The sequence below is a fragment of the Paenibacillus sp. J22R56 genome (assembly GCF_056269375.1).
Genome location: NZ_JBWDNV010000012.1, coordinates 81,851 through 101,770, shown reverse-complemented (window position 1 = coordinate 101,770; position 19,920 = coordinate 81,851). Strand labels below are relative to the sequence as shown.

Here is a 19,920-nt window from a genome sequence, read left to right as displayed (position 1 = left end):
ATTACAAGTCACTGAACTCTCCTTCCTGTTTTTTCCTGACGAAACACCCAAATTATAGAACGGCTATGCTTCATCTGGGTATGGGCAAAACCTTCATTCCGATTGATCATTTAGAAGATAAATTGGCAAAACAGGGAATTTTATTGATCATTTCTGTCTTTGAACACAAAAAAAGCTGCCCACATGAGTGAGCAGCAGCGTTTGCCTCTATTTAACGTACAGCATTCTTATACGCAGCTTCGGCTACAACCTCTTGCCACAGCTCCTCGGCAATTTGCTTCAAGAGAAGCGCCTGCTGCCAGCGGTCAGTCGTTTCGATTTCCCGGCCATTCTCATCCAGCCGCGTAATCGCATATCCTGGAGGACCAAGCTCCGGAACAAAAGAGAGAATATCGCCAGGGACTGCATTCGCATACCAGTTCTGCATCCCTTTACGCCACCAGCGTTTGAAATTCTCTACCATCTGATGTTTGCCGCTCTTACCGATATCAATCTGAACCTGCTCCCCGTTCGAGATGCGGGCATGAATACCTGCCGTCCGTTCCAAGAGAACATCAAACTCTGCCTCTGCGCGGCTGCCGACACCACCGTCTAATTCACCGGCAACGATGTAATGCGATAAATCAATAATCAGCTGTAACTGCGGCAATGCACGTACATAGTCTGTCGTCCGGAGCAAATCCTGTGTGATCCTTCCCCGATGTGTTTCGATAAAATGTGGAATACCCGCTTCATTTGACGCTTCAAGAAGATCTTGCAGCAATTGGACAGCCTCATCACCAACAACAAATGAATCCATGACCTGAGAGTTAATATATTGCACCCTGCCAAATTGCTTCACTGTGTCCAGGATATCCCTCATGTCGCTCTTACTTGATGGGAAAGCAACCGTACTGAAGGTAAACTGATACTTATCCAGCAGACGATGCCATTCCGCATAATCCTGTTCAGCCGGCATAGTTGCACTTATACCGGTGAACCCGGCAGCCGCAATCCGCTCAAACTTCTCTTCCATCGTCCACTCCAGGCCATTCTCTCCAAGGCCGATCATGGCCCACCAGGACTGCTGCAGCTCTATTCTTGGCGCAAGTGAGGAACCGTCATTTATGTGATAATTATTCGTTGCCATAATTGAACACACTCCATTCTAGTAGTTGTTGTTCATTCCTGTTTGCTTACCATATCGATAACAGCCTGATACAGATTAGGCGGATACTCGGCAATTCGATGACATAAATACAAATACCATTCCTGCCCGTAAGGAGCATAAATACGTACGGGTTTACCGGCTTTTTGAAGTCTACTGGCCAGGTCCGGACGAATACCGTACAGCATTTCGATTTCAGCTTGATTAATTTCCAGCCATTCACGTTCCAGTACAGAGTTAATCATCACTTCGTCATGGGTTGCGATAGAAAACAGATGCCCTTGTTGGATTGCCTTTTCAACCAGTTGCAAATAACGTTGGTTCAACTCAGGTGACCGGGAGATTGAGAGGCTTTCCGGTTCTTGATAAGCCCCTTTCACAATACGAATCCGACAAGGCGATGTGAGGGTTGCCAAATCATCCGGTGTTCGCAGCAGATGTGCCTGCAATGTAATGCCAATACCGGAAAAGACAGCTGCTGCCTGTTTATAGACGGATAATATGTCATCTGTTTTTCCCGACTCTTCCATGCTGATAAACAGCTCAATATCCGTATCTGCTGCCTGTTCGGCCAATTCTATCAAACAGGAATATGCGAGCGACTTGCTTATGGACAGCCCGATATGTGACAAATCAAACGATACCCTGGCCGGGATTCCAGTCTTCTTCAATTCATAGATAAGCGCTTTCATCTCTGCTGCAGCCTGTTCACATTCTGAGACATTTAGCGTATTCTCCCCAATATATTCGATGGAAAGAGAATAACCCCTTCCTACAAGTTTTGTCCCGGCAGCAATTCCGTCTTGAAGATTATCTCCAGCAATATACCGCAAAGCAGCCTGACGCAAAATCCGGTTTAACTCCGGGGTTTTCTCTACATAGGCTTTTAGATCCGCGCGCCTTGCCATTTTTTTAAATGCAGCTGTAAATTGCTGTTCCAGTTCCAAATATTGAACCATGATGCCACTCCCTTTCTCAATTGCCCTCATTGTACGTGAGAACGGAGCGGCGGTATTGTATAAAATTGCTCTTTCTATTACATAGATATGGCGTACTTTTGCGGGGTAGCTCCTACGATTCTGCTAAAGGCTCTCGAAAAATGGCTCTGGTCATAGAATCCCGCTTCCGCCGCAATATCTGCTATCGGCCGCTGCTTCTTCATGAGTTCTGTCTTAGCATGATTGATTCGCAGCAAGTTCTGATAGGCATGCGGAGGCAAATGGCTCGATTGCTTGAATAAACGAATGAGATGAAATCTGCTGATACCCGTTATACGCTCGAGGTCGTCTAGCGTAATCTTTTCCGTATAATGCTCATGCAAATATTCACTTACTAGATTAACGTATTTCCGATCTTGTTTCATGCTGCGGCCTCTATGCTCAAAATCGGACATATTAGGACTTACAATAGCCTGCATCAATTCGATTAGCGATGTTTCTATCGCAAGTGGTGTACCTGACCCTGCTAATGAATCCATCGTTTGATTTAAATAGAGTCGGCAAGCTTTGTTTTTCCCCTCTCCAAGTAAAAAAGGGATATGTAGCTGGTCAAGCTCCTGCTGCTTCAGACCTTGAAGCCATTCCTGCTTAATAAACAGCATCTTGTAACTCCAGTCTGCGCCTTCTTCCGGATGACAAGCATGGAGCATCATTGGAGGAAAACTAATCATTCTTCCTGCGTCCACCCGGTGCATTGACCCGTCGCACCACGCATATGTCTCCCCTGTATCAATCAACCCTATCGAATACTCTTCATGGAAATGCTTTTGATAAGCAAGATCACTCTTCAAACAATGCTTAGCTTCCAAGAATGGAAGGGAATGATCCCGGTAAAACATTACATCCGGCATGATCTATGGTACACCCCCTTGATATAGGGCCTATTATAACAGCTTACTAAAAAAGGGCAATCCAGCAGATTGCCTGCTTCTGGATTGCCCTCATACTTAACTCCTACAGGTGTATTGGTTGTACTGGAGCCTCAGTCCTTTTTGTCGGAGTTTCCATGGCTCTTCGCAGGTACGATTACCGCAATAGAAACCGTATCTGCTTCTGAACCATCTGAGATTCTTGTTACTCGAAGCACGAGATAAACCGTCGTGTCTGTTTTTTGAGGAGTAATTTTACCATTCGTTTTGATTACTTTGCTGTCTGATGATTGGATAGCAATCGTGAAGCCTTCCGGTACTTCTGGCAGCGTAACATACTTAGCATTTGTCGCTGGTGCAGCGATTGACGTAATGCCGTCTGCAATTTTCTGTGCCGTACTTTCACTTGCAGCAGGTATTATGACCGTAATGGCTGCCGTTTCAGCGACTGTATGATCCGAAGTACGAGTTACACGGAGCACCAGCTGAACCGTTGTTGCAGCTGCTGGTGGCGTGATAACACCATCCGTCCCTATTACGGCGCTGTCAGAGGATTGGATGGCAATTGTATAGCCTGCTGGTACTTCAGGCAGCTTCAATGTTGTCGCATCCTTTGCAGGTGCTTCGATTGACGTAATCCCGTCTGCGATTTCCTGTGCTTCTGGACTCTTAACTGGCACAACAACAGAGATGGCTTCTGTATCTGCAGTCGAGTTATCCGAAGTTCGAGTCACACGCAGTACCAGTTGAACCGTTGCTTCAGCTGCTGGCGGTGTAATAACGGCATCCGTGCCGATCACTTCACTGTCCGAAGAGAGAATGGAAAGCGTGAAGCCAGCTGGAACTTGTGGCAGCGTTAGTGTAGCTGCATCCTTCGCTGGTGCTTCAATTGCTGTAATACCGTCAGCAATTTCCTGCGCTGTACGTTCAATCAAGATACTTTGTACACTAGACACAGCCGACTCCGTGCTTGAACCGCCAATCACACCCACTTTGTAGTAATAGGTATGTTCTGATGGTAAGTCAGTATCGGTGTAAGTTCCAGCTGTACCGCTGTACACTTTCGTGTACGGGCCTTCTTCACTGTCCGCACGATACAGATTATAGCCAAGTGCTCCTGTTGTTTTATTCCAAGTCAGCTTAACGCTTGTCGAGGACGCTGCTTCAGCCTTGAGGCCCATGGAAGTGTCCCCGGATGGTGCTAAATCAGGTTTAACGATCATAATCCAGCTGATCATTGGATCCTGTGCAGCGGTGTTTCTTACGGTTACATTCAGTGATCCGTTTGTGATATTAACGCCGGTATAAGCCATGACATTACTTGGCGTAAACGTGATGGCACCCTTTACCGTATCGTTAAACAGCAGATTCGCTTTTCTTGATGTGTTTGTCCAGGGGTCGTTAAAGCCCAGGTAAACATCATACGAGCCATTCTCTAACGTGAACCTATAAGACAAATCAGTGCCTGCTGCAGAATTAGCTACATTGCCTCCGTTCAAATAACGGACGGTTGAGAAAATGTCACCGCTAGTCGATCCGGAAGACGCAGAGTTTGTCCCTAAGTAACCCCATGGTGTTGTGTCATCTTGATTATAGGCCTGTTCTACAACTCCTTTGTTCGCTAGTGTATCTTGCATATAAGATGCAATCAGGTTGTAATCGGGAGTTGCATACCCACCCGCATTAACGAAATACAATGTATTGTCCGGAATGACAACCAGCTTAACGCTTTGTACCTTATTGTGATAATTCGGAAGCGTCATTTGTACCGTAACCGGTCCCGGCTTCGAGAAATCTGCTGCGGATAGCGCATGGGAATCGAGTGACCAGGTTACCGGAGTGGAGACCGTTCCACCATTCTCCAGCACTTCAACATTATCTGGCAGATTAGGCACTTCACCAAGAGTAACGGCTTCAGGGAATTTAGTTGTCACATTCACCTGACCCATCGCATCAAGCAGATCTGTTGTCCAACTGGAGTACCATTTGATTGCAATATCTGTACCCATTCCAAATTCGATTGGAAGAAACACATATTTCGCGCCATCATTAGCGAAGTTGCCGCCATTCCAGATGTCGCCGACATAGATGAATTTCCCTGCCTGCGCATCAACCGGTATAACAAAGGTAGATTGTGTATTAAAAGCTTTCGTTGGATCTGGATCACTTGCCGATGTACGAACGAAAGGATCCGTCATCGGAGACCACGTTCCGAAGATGTTATCTGCAACCGTGTATTTGTTCTGGTTCGCTGCCCATCCTGTCGCACCTGATGTGATCATATAATACTTGCCTTTATATTTGAACATCGCCGGTGCTTCGCGCTGAGCACCTGGGAATACTCGAACATAATCAACGCCATAAACGGACTTGTAAGTGGTATCCCGAACAGGATTTCCATCTTCATCCGTAAGTCCGTCCTTATGCCAGCCTGAAACGTCCAAGTAATCCGGCGTAAGCTTCGAGATGTAGATCGTCAAGTTCTCTTCAGACGAATAGATGAGGTATGCAGTACCGTCATCATCCTTGAACAGGTTCATATCCCGTGCCATACCTTTATCGCTCGGATGATAATCCGTTTGCCCTGCAGGTGTCATGTCCATCCGATAGCTTCGTTGGTAGACGAATGGTCCTGTTGGCGAATCGCTGATCGCGACGCCGGCTTGAGCTTTTCCGTAGTTCTGGGCATCATTGTCAGCATTCTTGTCGCCATCGATATGAGCCCACATGACGTATTTCTTTGTTTCATCGTTATAGACAACTTTTGGTCTTTCAACGATTCTTCCTTTACGGATATCCGCCCAAATGTTGTCCGTGTCCGTTCTGTCTTTATACAGGTCATAGACTGGAGAGTTTACATTCGTGAAATCATCCTTGGACTGGATGAGTGACAACGCCATGCCTTCATCTTTCCAGTTCAGAAGATCGGTGGAAGAGTAGACTCGAACACCGCCAGATGGCCAAGCACCTTTGTGATATTCCCCGTACCAGTAGTATTTTTGCGTCTTCTCATCGTACATAAAGCCTGCACCATGAGCATCAATAGCAAGTCCCTTTGTATCGGTCCAAATTGCACTCGGAACAATTGCCGTTCGAGTAGCGCTGATGCCAAGCGGAGTGGACTCCGCTGAACCTACGCTGTCAACTACAGCACTCAGCTTATAGAAATACCCTGCACCTTGCGTTAAGCCGGTGTCCGTATAGGTAGTGTTTGGTCCAGTGTACAATGTGGTGAATGTACCCGTTGCGCTTGTCGATTTCTTAAGGGTATAGGTGACTGCTGTACCTGGCATCGCATCCCAATTCAAGGTTACAGTCGAAGCAGTTGAGCTTGCTGTAAAATGTGCTGGGGAATCAAATAGATAGGTTGTAGTCTGTGCCGCAGCTGCTGGTGAATCACCAAACGTGTTATATGCAATAATTTGATACCTGTATTCCGTGTTTGGCGATAAATTTTTATCCTGGAAGCTAACAGCTGTCCCTTCATAGATCTTTGTGAAGGTTTGACCTGCATCCGAAGAACGAGATACTTTGTAGCCCGTTGCCTTAGTAGCAGCTGTCCAGTTCAAATTTATGGTCGATGAGTCAACTGCTACAGCAGTTTGCCCTGCAGGTGCCACTGGCGGTACACCTACCGTTCGTACGCTTAGTTCGGAAGACCATTGTGATTCGGTCAAACCGCCGTATAGATAAGCAACCTTATAATAATAACTGGTATCCGAGGTTAATCCGGTATCTACATAACTGGTATTCGTCGTGTTCCTCACAAAGGTGTAGCCGCTGCCAGAAGTTGTAGAGCGATAAAGGTTATAGCTGGCAGCACCTTCTACCGAATTCCAGCTCAAGGATACGGACGAGGTCGTTTTTGCAGCCTCATCGGATTGAATAGCAGATGTGTTTGCAGCAGGGATCCCGGTAACTTTGACATCATCTACTTGAACCGCCTGCCACTTATTTCGGATGCCGATCTTGCCGCTGGAATAAGTCGAATCAACGGCATCAAACAAAAGCTTATCGACGCCATTTTCAACGACATAGCCTCTGATCGAGCTGCCATTCAGCACCAGCTTCAGTGTGTACCATTTATTTTTGCTTAGCGTATACGGAACTGTTTTGATCGTTGTATCTGTCCCATTAATCCGTTTGGATAATACGACACCGGTTGTTGTCTGCATTTGGAAATAGTAGAAGTTCTTATAATCTTGAACACGAGCCAGAATACCCGGATAAGCTCCGCCATTCCCCGTGTAAATTCGCATCGTTACGGTTGAATTGTCCCAATTCTCACCCGTTGTAATAATGCCCTCGCCTGCATCCGTCTGGTTCAACACTTTGTTGTTTGCATCAGTTGGATCCGAAGCAACGACCCAAGTGCCAATAGGTTTGCTGGTAGCAGGATCGATGGCGACAGTCCATGTCGGAGAAGCCGTATAATCGTTATCAGAGAAATCATCTTGGAAATCAATAGCACTAGCTGCCGAGACCTTCGGCATGGATGAGAAATTAAAGAAGGATACACAAATGGATAAGACAAGAAGCCAAGCAATCGGTTTTTTCCGCACTTTCATGATCTCCCCTTTTGATTAAAGTAGAGTACGAGCAAACACGACTAACACGTAAATCCCATGTATTAATGCAAATCCTTCTGCAGTTCACCCCCATTTTCAGAAACCCATTTCATGAAACCGGTTACATGAAAGTCAAAATAAATAAAACCTAATTTACCTTCAACAAGCAAAAATCAGAAGAAAGCGGTTTCATGGAGACATTGTACTCCTTCCACCCTCAAATGGCAACCGCCTATCTTCTTAAAAAAGATAAATATATTTCGACTCTATTGTCGGTTAATGCTGGAATAATAGATTGATTATTAATAGATCTATTAATCTTTATCTCAAATAGAGCATCAATGGCTGCAGGCGCATCGCCTTCAGCTCTTCATACACCAGCTTCGCGATTTCAATGCCGCCGAGCTGCTGGAAATGCGTATTGTCTTCGACTCCGTCAGGGAAATTCATAAACTCCCCAGGTGCCAGCCACATGAACAGGTTCTTTGTTGCTTCCGGACCTAACGACTCATATAACGCTTTGCTAGAGTTGGCCAAATCAATGAGCGGTACATTCTCTTCTGATGCAAGCTCTCTTACAGCCGTTAGATAGTCGCCATGTGTATCGCGAAGAGAGCCGTCCTCCTCAAAGAACCTGCGCTGCACGGATGTGACTAGAATCGGAACTGCCTTTCTCTCACGTGCCCCGTCAATATACAGCTTGAGTGTTTGTTTATAGGTGGTAAAAGGCTCAGTGTAACGCTCTTCATCATGCTTTTGATCGTTATGGCCAAATTGGATAAGCAGATAATCATAAGGCTTGATTCTGCTCCAAATCTTGTCCAGCACGCCTTCACTTATAAAGCTTTTGGAGCTGCGGCCGGACAATGCGTAATTCGCTACTGCCGCATCCTGCTTTACGAACATTGGCAGCATTTGTCCCCATCCTGCATACGGATATCCATCATCCGGCTGATCCGTTACCGTGGAATCCCCTGCCAGAAAGAGTGTGCAGGCTTGAGGCGCAGGCTCGATCTCCATCGCATTAATTCGCGGGGCAAGCCCTGAGAAGGACAGTTTAAGCTGACCATCCGTCACCCAGACAGAAAAGCTTAAACGCGAGAAGCTTCCTGGCGTTGTTCGCTGCTTATGTACCATGAGTCTGCCAGCACCTGCTTTAATCGTTGTTTCCGTTGCAGTAATTTCATCTCCCAGCAGGACAGAGACGCGATAGGTGCCGTCCTCTACATCGAGCAGAAAAGCTGTTTCAACAGGGATACAAAAATCTCTGCGCAGAGCACCGGGTTCTACACGATCTTTGGCATTCACCTTGTCTGTCCGAGTAAACCCATATCCCGTAAATGAATCATATACCGATTGTGGTGTTATCTTCGTATACCCCTCTGCAGGGGCTCCAGTTCCAAAATCAAAGCGATAGGATTGTGTCATATATCTGATGTCTCCTCTACTAAATTTCCCCGCCGGGGTATAAGGTTGAGCTGGAAAGCCGCTTCGGCTGCGGAAGTGGAGAACCCGTCACACACTCACTTAGAATAGCAGGCTTGCTGGAATAAATATCAGCCGTTTCCTCGTTATAAATAATGACCTGCTCAGTACCGCTGCCCCATAAGTCAGCATGAACAACATAACCTTCTGTAGGAAACTCTACAATCGGATTCATATTTCCATCATAAAGCGTTGGGAACAAACCGCCGCCTCGCCGGAAAGCAAGAATATAGTCCGGAGCAACCTCCGTCCAGCCGCGTAAAGTCTCGATAATCGTCAGCCAGCCTGGTGTCTTACGATCTTCCTTCCACAGCTCCTGACCAGTGCTGTCCAGCAGGAACAAGGCATCCTTGCCGACTAGTCCTTTGCCGTCATCTTCTCGTACGAGCCGGTCCAGTCCTGCAATCTGCAGGCCAGGAAGATCAGTTCGAAATCGTCCAAGTGCAATGTGCTGGGATTCAACCGAACCCTCATAGCGCCATAATTCCTTGCCATTACGGTCATACATGACGGTAACGCTGCCGCCAATGACGAGCTCCGGTTCTCCGTCTCCATTCACATCGCCAACCCATATACAATCGGCATGATCCTCCAGATCATGGCAGCTCCATAAGAACATGCCGTCATGATCCAGCAGATCATAACCAGCCATCACTTCATCGCATCCGTCACCGTCCAGATCATAGACCCACGGGAAATGACCAGGATTACCCTCATAAGTCCAAATCAGATTCATATGGCGGTCTAAGGCCCATAAGCGATGATAACGATCCTTCAAAATAATCTCTCCAGCATGTGTGCCGCCAGTTAAATTGGCGACGATAATGCAGTCATGCGCATGAGGATCAGGTAATTCATGTGACGATCGTACACTTCCATCATGACCGTTAATAATAAGAAGGCGGTTCTCCATAACGCAGAGCACCTCAAGCTTACCATCTCCATCAATATCGGCGATTTGAGCGGGATAATCCGAGCCTTGGCGGCCTGCGCCAGGATCAGGCTGACCTGCCTGCCAGAGCACATTCCCTTCCAGATCGAAGGCGGTCAAGCATTGGACCTGATGAGGAATGTAACGCACGTCTTGGCGGTTATCCGGCTGAACAAGCAGTACCTCCATCCGTCCGTCACCATTCAAGTCGCCTAGCAGCATTTTACAATGAGGCCCTGCCGCCTTAATATCTATCTTCCCTATAAGAAACGGTTCTTTCGTTGTTAGTAGAGTCATTTTATTCCCTCCTCAAAAGAATTGGCACATGATTTTTGTGACAATTCTTGCCTCGTAAGCATTCGCTTAAAGAATTGGCACATGCTTTTGGTGACAATTCTTACTTCGTTTTAAAAACTGATCTGCTCTCCGCCCTTCACCTCAACCGTTCGCCCGTCTACATTCAGCCATACACTTAATACCGAAGGATTGTAGACGAAGCTAAGTCCCGCTGAGAACCTCAGCCCTTCGAATGCCTTTGTATAATCAACAAGCTCAATATTTGTACAATACCAAATATCCGATTTGCCGCCGATATATTGGCCGAACTGCTCCATTAGCTCCCAGTTATTGTCGTTATCAAATTCGTAGCTATGTCCCCATACATACATGAGGTACAAATATTGCGTCTTCTGAAGGCTGACAAATTCCTCCGCATGCTTCATCAGATCGTGGTTATGATGACAGGTCGGCATCCATTCATGCCAATCATCTGGCATCCCATAATTCCCAGAGCTTGGAACAACACGTGCATATTCGATCCCAAGGCCAGGCAGCAGATCCTTAATTCTGCGGTTATATGAGCCGTTCGGATAAGACATGCCACGCACCGTATAACCAACAATACTTTCCAGATTGCGCCGGTCCTCCATAATCTCATAAACGATTTGCTCATTTGGGCAGCGAGCGATCGTTGGATGAGTCAGCGTATGGGCTGACACCTCATGCCCCTCGTACAGCGACTTCACCTCATTGGCTCCTACCTTTTCCGCAGGACCAAACAGTCCAGAATTGAGATGAAAGGTTCCTTTAAGCCCATTGCGGTTAAAAATATCAACCAGCCGCCGATCTGCCACCCTGCCGTCATCATAGCTAAGAGTTAATGCTTTGTTACGCCCTTCGGGGAAGCACATCAATATTCTCGACATTCCGTTTCCTCCTAAGATGATGCATGAACCTTATGAGGCATACACCTGTAAATTTCCATACTCAGCAATAAGCGGTGCCATTTGACGAAAGCCAAGTTTGCCTTCTCCTAGAAGTGGTCCCCATGTTGTGCCGTCATCCTGCCAGCTGAACAACACCAGATCGTTAATCGCAAACAACACTTCGGTCCTCTGCTTCATCAGCAGCATCCGGTACGGTCCTGCAGCATCCGTGATATCCGGTATCGGGTCTGCTCCTTGTGCGACAAGATGAAAGCCGTAGCTTTTCCGCAAATTGCAGGTATGGAACTGCCGCTCCTCCGGGTATCGCCTGCGAAAGTAAGAAATATGAAAGGCGTCAATATCCCCATGATGATATTGATCGTATATCCCGCTTCGATTGGCAAGCCTCGGATCAAACAGATCCTGTCCTTCCTTTCCTATCGCACAAAAGAAAACAATAGCCAACCCCGGCTCCCGCACGGGCCAAAAATCCCAGGTTACCGCGAGGTCCGCCGGGAACTGCTCCGGGCACCAAAATACGAGATTAGCTGCCTGTCCTTCAGCAGCGTCTCTTGTACTTTCCAGCCGCATCCGCCCCATAGGAAAGGAGACCGCTGCGTCCCCCTCCATTCGGAACTCCCGTACATCATCAGCTGTTTGCAGCGGATTGTTATAAGTCATTCTCCAATCGGCGGGAATGAGCCTGCTTAATTCCGTCATTTGGACTGCTCCTGCAGCTTCAGCTCTTGCTGCTTAGGAAGATAGTCGGCTATCAGCTCCAAAGCAATAATCGTATTGAGCGACCACTGCGCAGCCTCGTTTGTATTCATCCAGTCAATTTCCTTCAGTGTATCGACATGGGTCACAATAGAAGCCTCTTCTTGCAGATGAACGGTCGCAAACGGATTACCTTGTAGAATCTCCCAGCACTTCCTAGCGGTTTCTTCATCCTTCTTATAGTAAGCGCCATAGGCGACGATCGCCGCGCTAAGCACCGGATGCTCGAAGCGCTTCGTGCTGATCTGTCCATGGGTAAGCTTATCCTTTTCTTCCTGGGACTTGTTATAATACACGCCTAACTCGGCCATCATTTCTTCCCACTGTGGATCCTTCAGCATACCAGCAAGCTCGAACCAGACCTGCGGACCACCCATACAAATGGCCAAATGCCGACCCCAGTTGTCATCACCCATCGGTGTTAAGACACCAGTCTTCGGATCGTAGCCGTAAGTTGGACCTGAGATCAGTCCGTAATTAGCTCCTTTGAGGGAATGGATTCCGACTAGTATTTTATCCCGGTAAGCTGTGTCCTCGTAACGCTCCCAGCGGGTCATCCAGTTGGAGCTAAAGGCCGCCCAGTCGGGACCAACCCGCACATGCGTTGGATGCTCATCTTTCGGAAAATAATACCGCATCGGATCCAGATTAACCGTTGTGTAATCCGAGTCTCTTACTTCATCCATCATATCGCCGATCCGCTCATCCGCTGTCAAATAATAAAAATAACGGTGCAGGCCAGCCATTCCGATTCTTGCTTCTTTACAGCCGCAGCCCCAATGAACAACGTTATGGCGTGAGCCTAATCCTGCATATTCGCCAAAATGATAGACATCCACTTCGCTTGTATGCCTGGTCATCGCCTCTGCCATCCGGAAGATATCTTCCCTGCCCGAACGCAGAAACATGATCCATAGCCACATATTTGGTGCAAGCTCGGTGTTCTGCCATGCGCAGCCGCCTAGATCGTAGTTCCAGACATGCCGGACAGGATCATAGCTGTGCATAAAATCGCCGTAATCCCAGAGCCCATACCACTTACGCTGCTCAACCTCATCTTGGTAAAAGGAAATAATACCATCTAGCCGCTCCTCCAACTCCCGCTTCTCATCGGTTGAACGATCCGGTAAGCTCCAAATCCCAAACGCCCCAGCCTCATGATAATAAGCTGGCTCGCACACTAGCAGTGATGGATGATCTGTTTCCTGCCTCATTTGTTCCAGCAGCTCTGGTGCCGGAGTCTCCTCTGTACACCACAAGGTCAGTTCATTCGTGTTGGCAATGCCATATGGCGTAGCGCGAAGCTCTTCCGCCCCCTCATACGAGGATTCCACATGTGTCTTCGTATCATAATGTCGTAAATCCATCGCTTCGCTATCAGGGGACCACAGCCATACCGTAAGCGAAGCTTGCTCCTGTGCGGTTCCATGGACTTCGAACCCGGAGGGATGCTTTTGCCAGAAGTTTCTTAGACCACAAGCGAGGCCACCGCTAGAACCACCAACATAAGCCACTCCACCTGCACGCCGTCCGTCCGTCACTTTCACCCAGCTGCAGCCTTCACTTGTCCTCTTCAAAATTCGGTAATGCTCAGATGATTGCTGCATCATTTTGAAGCTATCCCATGTTGCAGAGTCATCTAACAAACTGAGAAAATAAGCGTCTTCTTCTAGATCAAAGCTGACTGATCGTCCTAGGGTCTGCTCCTCGAACAGATCTCGGTACTTCCCTTTTGTTCTTCGTGTATGAAGGGTTTTGGGTGATTCAGCGAATAGCCCGCTGTCGCCTGCAAAGTGGACATGCCGGTTATAATGCTCGCCTCTCATTGGTATAGCAAAACGAATACCTATTCCTTTAATAAAATCCTCATTCGGATTGCCGTCGTAATAGAACGTATGAACGATCCGAATCGTTTCCAGCCCTGCATAGACATACAGCCTCATAGAGAAGGGCAGCCATACTCTCGAACTGCCGGCTGCACGATGTCTGCCGTCGATTTTCACAACAGCTCGAACCGGGCCTTCCTGCTCTACGGTCATTTGGTGAATGCTGCTCTCGAATGGTTCGGTGCGAGTCATCTTGATGCCCGATACTTCGCTGCTGCTTTCCTTCAAGCCTATCAATTCGCCTCCGCTGCACACCTGAGCACCGCCGCGGGTAATACTGCGCAGCCACTGACTGCCGCTTCTTCCAAGCGTTAATACCATAACACCTGTATCAAGCTGAATTGTTTCATCTGTCTGTGTTACTATAATCTGCTTCCTTGGAGATGTGGTTTCACCTTTGGTCAGCGAATAAGCATCTGTACCGCCTTCTGTTTCTGCCGCTGCATGAGCGGTCCACTTCACACTTCCATCCGGCCAGTAGGCCGTTGCCCAATGCTGCATGGGAACGGCCGTTCCGTCTTCCGTTCGTGTAAGATGCAAAGCTTCATCCCGGCGAAGCTCGCCTTCCTTCCAAGGAACACCCCAAGTCATACCAACCGGCATTGACACCTTTTGCGATAAGCTGTGCAACTGAATCGTTTTGTCCAAAGCCATGCCCTCATCTCCTTCCATGTGGTCTCATTTCAAGCGTAAACGGCTGCGCCGTCCTTAGGAGGAGCAGCCTACGTTTCGCGGGTGAAATATAAGCGCAGTATAGAGTAAATTTATACTTTCTTATATTTTAGAAAAACACTTGTTAACGCTCAATGAGACATTATTGCAGGAGTACTCGGATGCGATTTGCACATTATTGCACGGTTTGTACGATCTTGTTTTACAAGTGCTGGCTCTGCTCCCGATAGCTTGTTGGCGTCATGCCTTCAAGCTTTTTGAATATCCGGTTGAAGTAGCTGTGCTGATAGCCAACCTGTTCCGCCACATCGTTAATTTTCATTTCTGAATCACGAAGGAGCTCCTTGGCTTTCTCAATACGAAGCTCTGTGAGGTAGTCGATGAAATTTTTCCCCGTCACGACTTTAAACGATTTGCTGAGATAAAACGGATTTGTACCGACATGCTCCGCACAGTTATCTAGCGAAATATCATGTCTATAATTTTGCTGCAAATAAATCATCGCGCCTTCAATTAGGCGTTTGACTTCAGAATTCGAGCGGCAGCTCAGCTCCTTCTGGAACGGAGCAAGTACTTTGTCCTTGAACCACGCCTGCATCCGCTTCGGCTCGCGAATTTGCGATAGCTGCTCATACATATTCACACCTTTGAACAGCCGGTTCGGATTGACGCCGGACACCATAATCGCATGCTGTACATTGCCAAGCAGATGAAGCATTCCTTGCTGAACATCAATTTCCTTGGCACCTTGGCAGGATAATGTACCGATAAAAGCTTGCAGCAGCTCAGACGCTTCTTCCTCTTTGCCTGTCCGAAGCGCCTGAATAAGCTCACGCTCCAGTGCAAACGGATACTGCGGCTCCGCCCATGCTTCTCCGTCCAGCACACCTTGCTCCATATCAATAATCTGATTGGCGTTATCAAAGTTACGGTAGCTGACCGCCTGCTTCACCCGCTCGAATTCATTCGGAAGATCGGAAATTTGTGCTGTTTGTCGACTGATTGCCATCGTCACCCGCATTCTCAAGATGCGGTTAACTGAGGTCGTTAACTCCTCGCTAAACGCTTCGAGCTCTGCCTTATGGGAACAACTTTCCGGTATAAGCAGAACAATTCCTGCCGTCAAATCATGAAAGTTGAGCGTATCACTTTGTTCAAAATGCTTAGAAGCAAGCTCCTTCATCATATTAACGGCGGCGAACGTTACCAGCCCTTCATCTCCGCTGCGGAACGTTTCGTCTATATTCGCTATCCCATTCAATTGGATGAACAATACGACAAATTGACGGCCTTGTACCTCCCATTTAAAATGCTCCATTCGGCGCAGCAAATCTTCTTCGGAATAGGCGTACATATAACCTTGCAGAAGCTGATGCAGGAAGCTTTCCTTCACATGTGGAAGCTGCTCCGCAAGCTTCGAATTCAGTTCAAGCCGCTCCTTATGAAGATGCTGATATTGCTGCTCGATCAGCGTAAATTCATCATCCTGTCTGCTCCATGCGGTTTCCCCAGAATGACCGCCAAGCATGGTAGCCAGCCTTTTCACAGGGGAGTAGATCCGATGAGAAGCCAGCCAAGACAGCAATGCTGCAAGGAGCAGCGCGATGAGACTAACCGTAATAATCAATTTGGATATGAACATCACCGGTGACATAATGCTTGTAATTGGCGAAGCCGACACATACAGCCATTCATCCGAAATTCTGGACAAGCTTCCGTAGGAGACGGTGTAAGTCGAGCCCTTCCATTCGAAGAAGAATGAACCTCTCTCCTCCTTCATGTTGTCGATCTTGTCACGAAGCGCCTGCACAAACGGAGAATTGGAAGCGCTTCCGTTAGCAGAAACATAAAGATCCCCTGATTTCTGCAGCATGAATGCTTCACCCTCGTAATATGGTGTCATCGTCTGCAGCAAGCTGGCGATTTTGGCACTATCGAATCGGAAGACCAGAACGCCAAACGGATTTGGACTGCCGCCAGGTATATGGTGAACAAGTGTTAAATCCTTCTCATCCGGACGAGTAGGATCAAAGGCCCATTGCGTCCAATAGGTCACCGTTTTACCGTGAATCAGCTTATTATAAATGCTTAAATCCTGCTGGGTTTGCAGCGGCGTATATTCAGGGTTAAACAGAACCTTGCTGTCTCCGCCAACAAACAGCTCTGCCTTCTTAACTAAGGCATTTGAGCCCTGCATCGCAATCAGCGTCTTTGTAATGTCATCCGTTCTCTTAAACTCATGAACAAAATCAAGTCCATTCAAGCTATAGTCAAATTTATTATCAAAAGCCCAGTGGGAAAGCAGAAGCTCCAAATTGCTTAATTGATCGTCTAATTGCTCAGAGCGCTGCTCAATCTGCTGGTAATGAAGCTGCAGCAATTCACTTTCTATACGGCCGCCGGCCATCCAATAGACAAGTGCTCCAATAATAAGTCCGGGAATACCGGAAACGATGAAGATCATAATTAAGCTTTTTCTGAAAAACCGTCCTTTACCGCTTTCAGTCCGGTTCCGCCATATTTTTCTTCCTTGGAGCATCCAATTCCCCCGTTTCTTTTAATTATAAACTTGACCTTATAATAAATTTGGAATAAATGGAAGCAGGAAATTCAGACTATTTTGTTCGAAAATCAGAGATTCTCATGCCAAAACACCCATCCTCCAATTGGAGTTTTGATGGGTGCTCTGACAACGCCTATTTGGTTTATTTCGCAGAAGCAGTGTAAAGGTCATTCATTTCTTTCACAAGATCGTCGCCGCCGGATTTTTTCCAGGTTTCGAAGGCAGCTTGAAGGCCAGCTTCATCGGTTTGGCCAACGATAAATTTGATACGTGCGTCGTTGATGATGTTGTCGAGCTGCTGGCCTTTTTGCGAATAGACATTAGAGATAAACGGCTCAGCCGGATTTGGAACGATGTATTGCTCAGCTTCCTTCTGAATTTCAGTAGTGTGAAGACGAAGCGGCGTTTGCTGTACAGTAAGTCCTCGTCCTGCCGGGATGTATGGGAGCATTTGGTTAAGTCCTTCTACTTCCGATTCCAGCAGCGCTGCATCTTTGCTTGGAACAAGAGCTTCGCCGTCCTTCGTATAATGCTTACCCTCGATGCCGTAGCCGGCTAATGTCGTAAGGTCATCATCATTCATTTGATCAAGGAATTTCAATACACGCTTGAGCTCCTCTTCGTTCTTAACCGTTGTCTTAGGAATCGCCAGCAAGCCTGCGAAACCTGATGTCGGCAGTGCTTTTAAAGCACCATCCGTACCTGTTACCCCAATCATATTATCCATGTACTGCGCATCCGGATTATCTTTGTTCTCCTTCGCTAGTGCCGCATGAATTTTATCTTCAATCCGGCCGGCAGTATCCGTAACATCTACAATGACACCGGCTTGGCCATTAACAATTGGATCAACCCATTTCGCTGAATCAAATACGGCAAAATCCTGATTGATCAGCTTCTCATCATACAGCTTCTTCATAAATTTGAGCGCTTCCAAATATTCTGGTGTTTGATGCTCCGGCACAAGCTTCCCATCTACAACACCCCATTTGTTTGATGCGCCGAACCACAGCTTGATCGTATCAAAGGCGCTTGCCCAGCCGCCTGTCCATTTGACCAGCACCATACCGTAAGTATCATCCTTACCGTTCTTATCCGGATCTTTCTCCTTGAATGCTTTCAGCATGTTGTAGAAATCATCAATGGTCTTAGGCTGTGAGAGGCCTACTGCTTCCAGCCAATCCTTACGATATACAATACCGTTACGCCCTAGGGCTCGGCCTCGATAAATGCCATAGTTCTTGCCATCGATTGAGGAGTTATTCATAATAACCTCGTTCGCCTGGCTCAAATTCGGATAATCCTTCAAATAAGGGCCAAGCTCCCAAAATGCGCCTGATCTGACGGCATTCACAAAGCTGGGATCTTTGGAACCAGGTACATATATGATTTCAGGCAGCTTGGTAGAAGCCAGCGTGATGTTGAATTTATCTCCATAAGAGGCGTTTGGAACCCATTCAAAGTGAATGTTTGTATTGGTTTTTTTCTCAATCTCCGTAACGACAGGACCGTCGTCTTTCGGGAAGTTTGTCTTGAAGATCGGGAGCATGATGCTGATATTTAGCGGCTTCTCGTTTGTCTCGGCCGTTGCTGCTGCCGAAGCTTCTGTTGTCGCTGCGGAGGATGCTTCGGGATCTGCGCTCTCTTCCTTATTGCCACTGCAGCCTGCAAGTGCTGATACCGCCAATGTTCCAAGAGCTGCTGTTGCTACCCATTTCTGCGTCTTTTTGTTCATACTTATTAGCGCCTCCTAAAAAGAATTTTCATAAAAACAGCCTAAGTTTGGCAGTTCGTGATGATTCTTACATCGTAAGCATTCCTTTTAATAAATACATTAGTAATTACTTTAATCATTGCTTATATCGTAATCCGTATTAACCCTTGACCGAACCGATCAAGACTCCTTTAGCAAAATGCTTCTGAAGGAACGGATAGACGAGCAGAATCGGGATGGTACCAATGACGATAACCGCCATCTTAATGGATTGATCCGGCGGTGCCACGAAATTAGGATCCATCGAATTGATGTCGCCAGCAGCCGTCTGCGACAGGAGTACGATTTGTCTCAGCATGACCTGAAGCGGCCATTTCTGCGGATCATTGATGTACAAGAGCGCGGAATAGAAGTTATTCCAATGCCCAACCGCATAAAACAACGTAAAGGTTGCCAGCACTGGCATCGAGAGCGGGAGCACTATTTTCCAGAGTAGTCCAAGCTCGGTACATCCATCAATCTTCGCCGCCTCCTCCAGCTCCGCTGGAAGCTCCTGAAAGAAGTTTTTCACAATGATCAAGTTAAAGGCGCTGATTGCACCAGGAAGGATTAAAGCCCAGTAGGAATCTAGCAAATGCAGGTCACGTACAACGAGATAAGTTGGAATAAGACCGCCGCCGAACAGCATCGAGAAGACGATCAAATTGAGCACCGTATTACGTCCCATTAGATTCCGTTTCGATAACGCATATGCCATCGTTACGGTAAAGAACAAGTTGACTAATGTCCCAAGAACGGTAACGTACATGGACACTTTGACACTTTGCAATATCGTATCCGTTGAGAAAATAAACTGGTAAGCCGCTATTGTGAACGTCTCAGGTATGAGGAACACAGCTCTCTTCGTTAATTCCGCGTCAGAAGCGAACGACCCCGCTATGATGTATATAAAAGGCAGCACGGCAAGCAAGCTGATTACGCTAAGTACGATCAGATTGGTGATGTCAAACGCTGTTCCAGAGACACTTCTATATTGTTTTGCCATTTGCTTCTCCTCCTAAAAAGAATTGCCACACTTGTGGCTCAGTTGCAGCCATAGGTGGTG

General features: G+C 47.2%; 12 protein-coding genes. All 12 read right to left on the bottom strand.

The genetic code is table 11. The features are described 5' to 3' along the window. Nucleotides 1-211: 211 nt before the first annotated feature. Nucleotides 212-1,129, bottom strand: a complete 918-nt coding sequence (locus AC0YNT_RS26460) for a sugar phosphate isomerase/epimerase family protein (RefSeq protein WP_475807305.1) — start codon at nucleotides 1,127-1,129, stop codon at nucleotides 212-214. 32 nt (nucleotides 1,130-1,161) lie between these two features. Further along, nucleotides 1,162-2,106 (bottom strand): proline dehydrogenase family protein, encoded by a 945-nt coding sequence (locus tag AC0YNT_RS26455; protein WP_475807304.1) that lies wholly within the window; start codon nucleotides 2,104-2,106, stop codon nucleotides 1,162-1,164. Nucleotides 2,107-2,183: 77 nt separating this feature from the next. Further along, nucleotides 2,184-2,996 (bottom strand): helix-turn-helix transcriptional regulator, encoded by an 813-nt coding sequence (locus tag AC0YNT_RS26450; protein WP_475807303.1) that lies wholly within the window; start codon nucleotides 2,994-2,996, stop codon nucleotides 2,184-2,186. A gap of 131 nt (nucleotides 2,997-3,127) precedes the next feature. After that, entirely contained in the window at nucleotides 3,128-7,576 is a 4,449-nt protein-coding gene (locus tag AC0YNT_RS26445; RefSeq protein WP_475807302.1) for a fibronectin type III domain-containing protein, read from the bottom strand. A 327-nt stretch (nucleotides 7,577-7,903) separates the two neighbouring features. Further along, nucleotides 7,904-9,010 carry a rhamnogalacturonan acetylesterase gene (locus AC0YNT_RS26440; protein ID WP_475807301.1) on the bottom strand — a complete coding sequence of 369 codons (1,107 nt, stop codon included), beginning with the start codon at nucleotides 9,008-9,010 and terminating at the stop codon, nucleotides 7,904-7,906. 19 nt (nucleotides 9,011-9,029) lie between these two features. Then, a complete protein-coding gene (locus tag AC0YNT_RS26435; RefSeq protein ID WP_475807300.1) occupies nucleotides 9,030-10,295 on the bottom strand; it encodes an FG-GAP-like repeat-containing protein in 1,266 nt (421 codons plus the stop codon). A 110-nt stretch (nucleotides 10,296-10,405) separates the two neighbouring features. Next, on the bottom strand, nucleotides 10,406-11,203 hold the full coding sequence (locus tag AC0YNT_RS26430; protein WP_475807299.1) for a polysaccharide deacetylase family protein: 798 nt from the start codon (nucleotides 11,201-11,203) through the stop codon (nucleotides 10,406-10,408). Nucleotides 11,204-11,233: 30 nt separating this feature from the next. Further along, on the bottom strand, nucleotides 11,234-11,923 hold the full coding sequence (locus AC0YNT_RS26425; protein ID WP_475807298.1) for a DUF1961 family protein: 690 nt from the start codon (nucleotides 11,921-11,923) through the stop codon (nucleotides 11,234-11,236). Then, nucleotides 11,920-14,520, bottom strand: a complete 2,601-nt coding sequence (locus AC0YNT_RS26420; RefSeq protein ID WP_475807297.1) for an exo-rhamnogalacturonan lyase family protein — start codon at nucleotides 14,518-14,520, stop codon at nucleotides 11,920-11,922. The genes AC0YNT_RS26425 and AC0YNT_RS26420 overlap by 4 nt, the downstream gene beginning before the upstream one ends. Nucleotides 14,521-14,740: 220 nt before the next feature. Next, on the bottom strand, nucleotides 14,741-17,077 hold the full coding sequence (locus tag AC0YNT_RS26415) for a helix-turn-helix transcriptional regulator (protein WP_475807296.1): 2,337 nt from the start codon (nucleotides 17,075-17,077) through the stop codon (nucleotides 14,741-14,743). 166 nt (nucleotides 17,078-17,243) lie between these two features. After that, complete coding sequence (locus AC0YNT_RS26410; protein WP_475807295.1) at nucleotides 17,244-18,836, bottom strand: extracellular solute-binding protein; 1,593 nt, start codon at nucleotides 18,834-18,836, stop codon at nucleotides 17,244-17,246. Between the two features lie 139 nt (nucleotides 18,837-18,975). Further along, nucleotides 18,976-19,860, bottom strand: coding sequence for a carbohydrate ABC transporter permease (locus AC0YNT_RS26405; RefSeq protein ID WP_167277146.1), 885 nt, complete (start codon nucleotides 19,858-19,860; stop codon nucleotides 18,976-18,978). Nucleotides 19,861-19,920 lie beyond the last annotated feature (60 nt).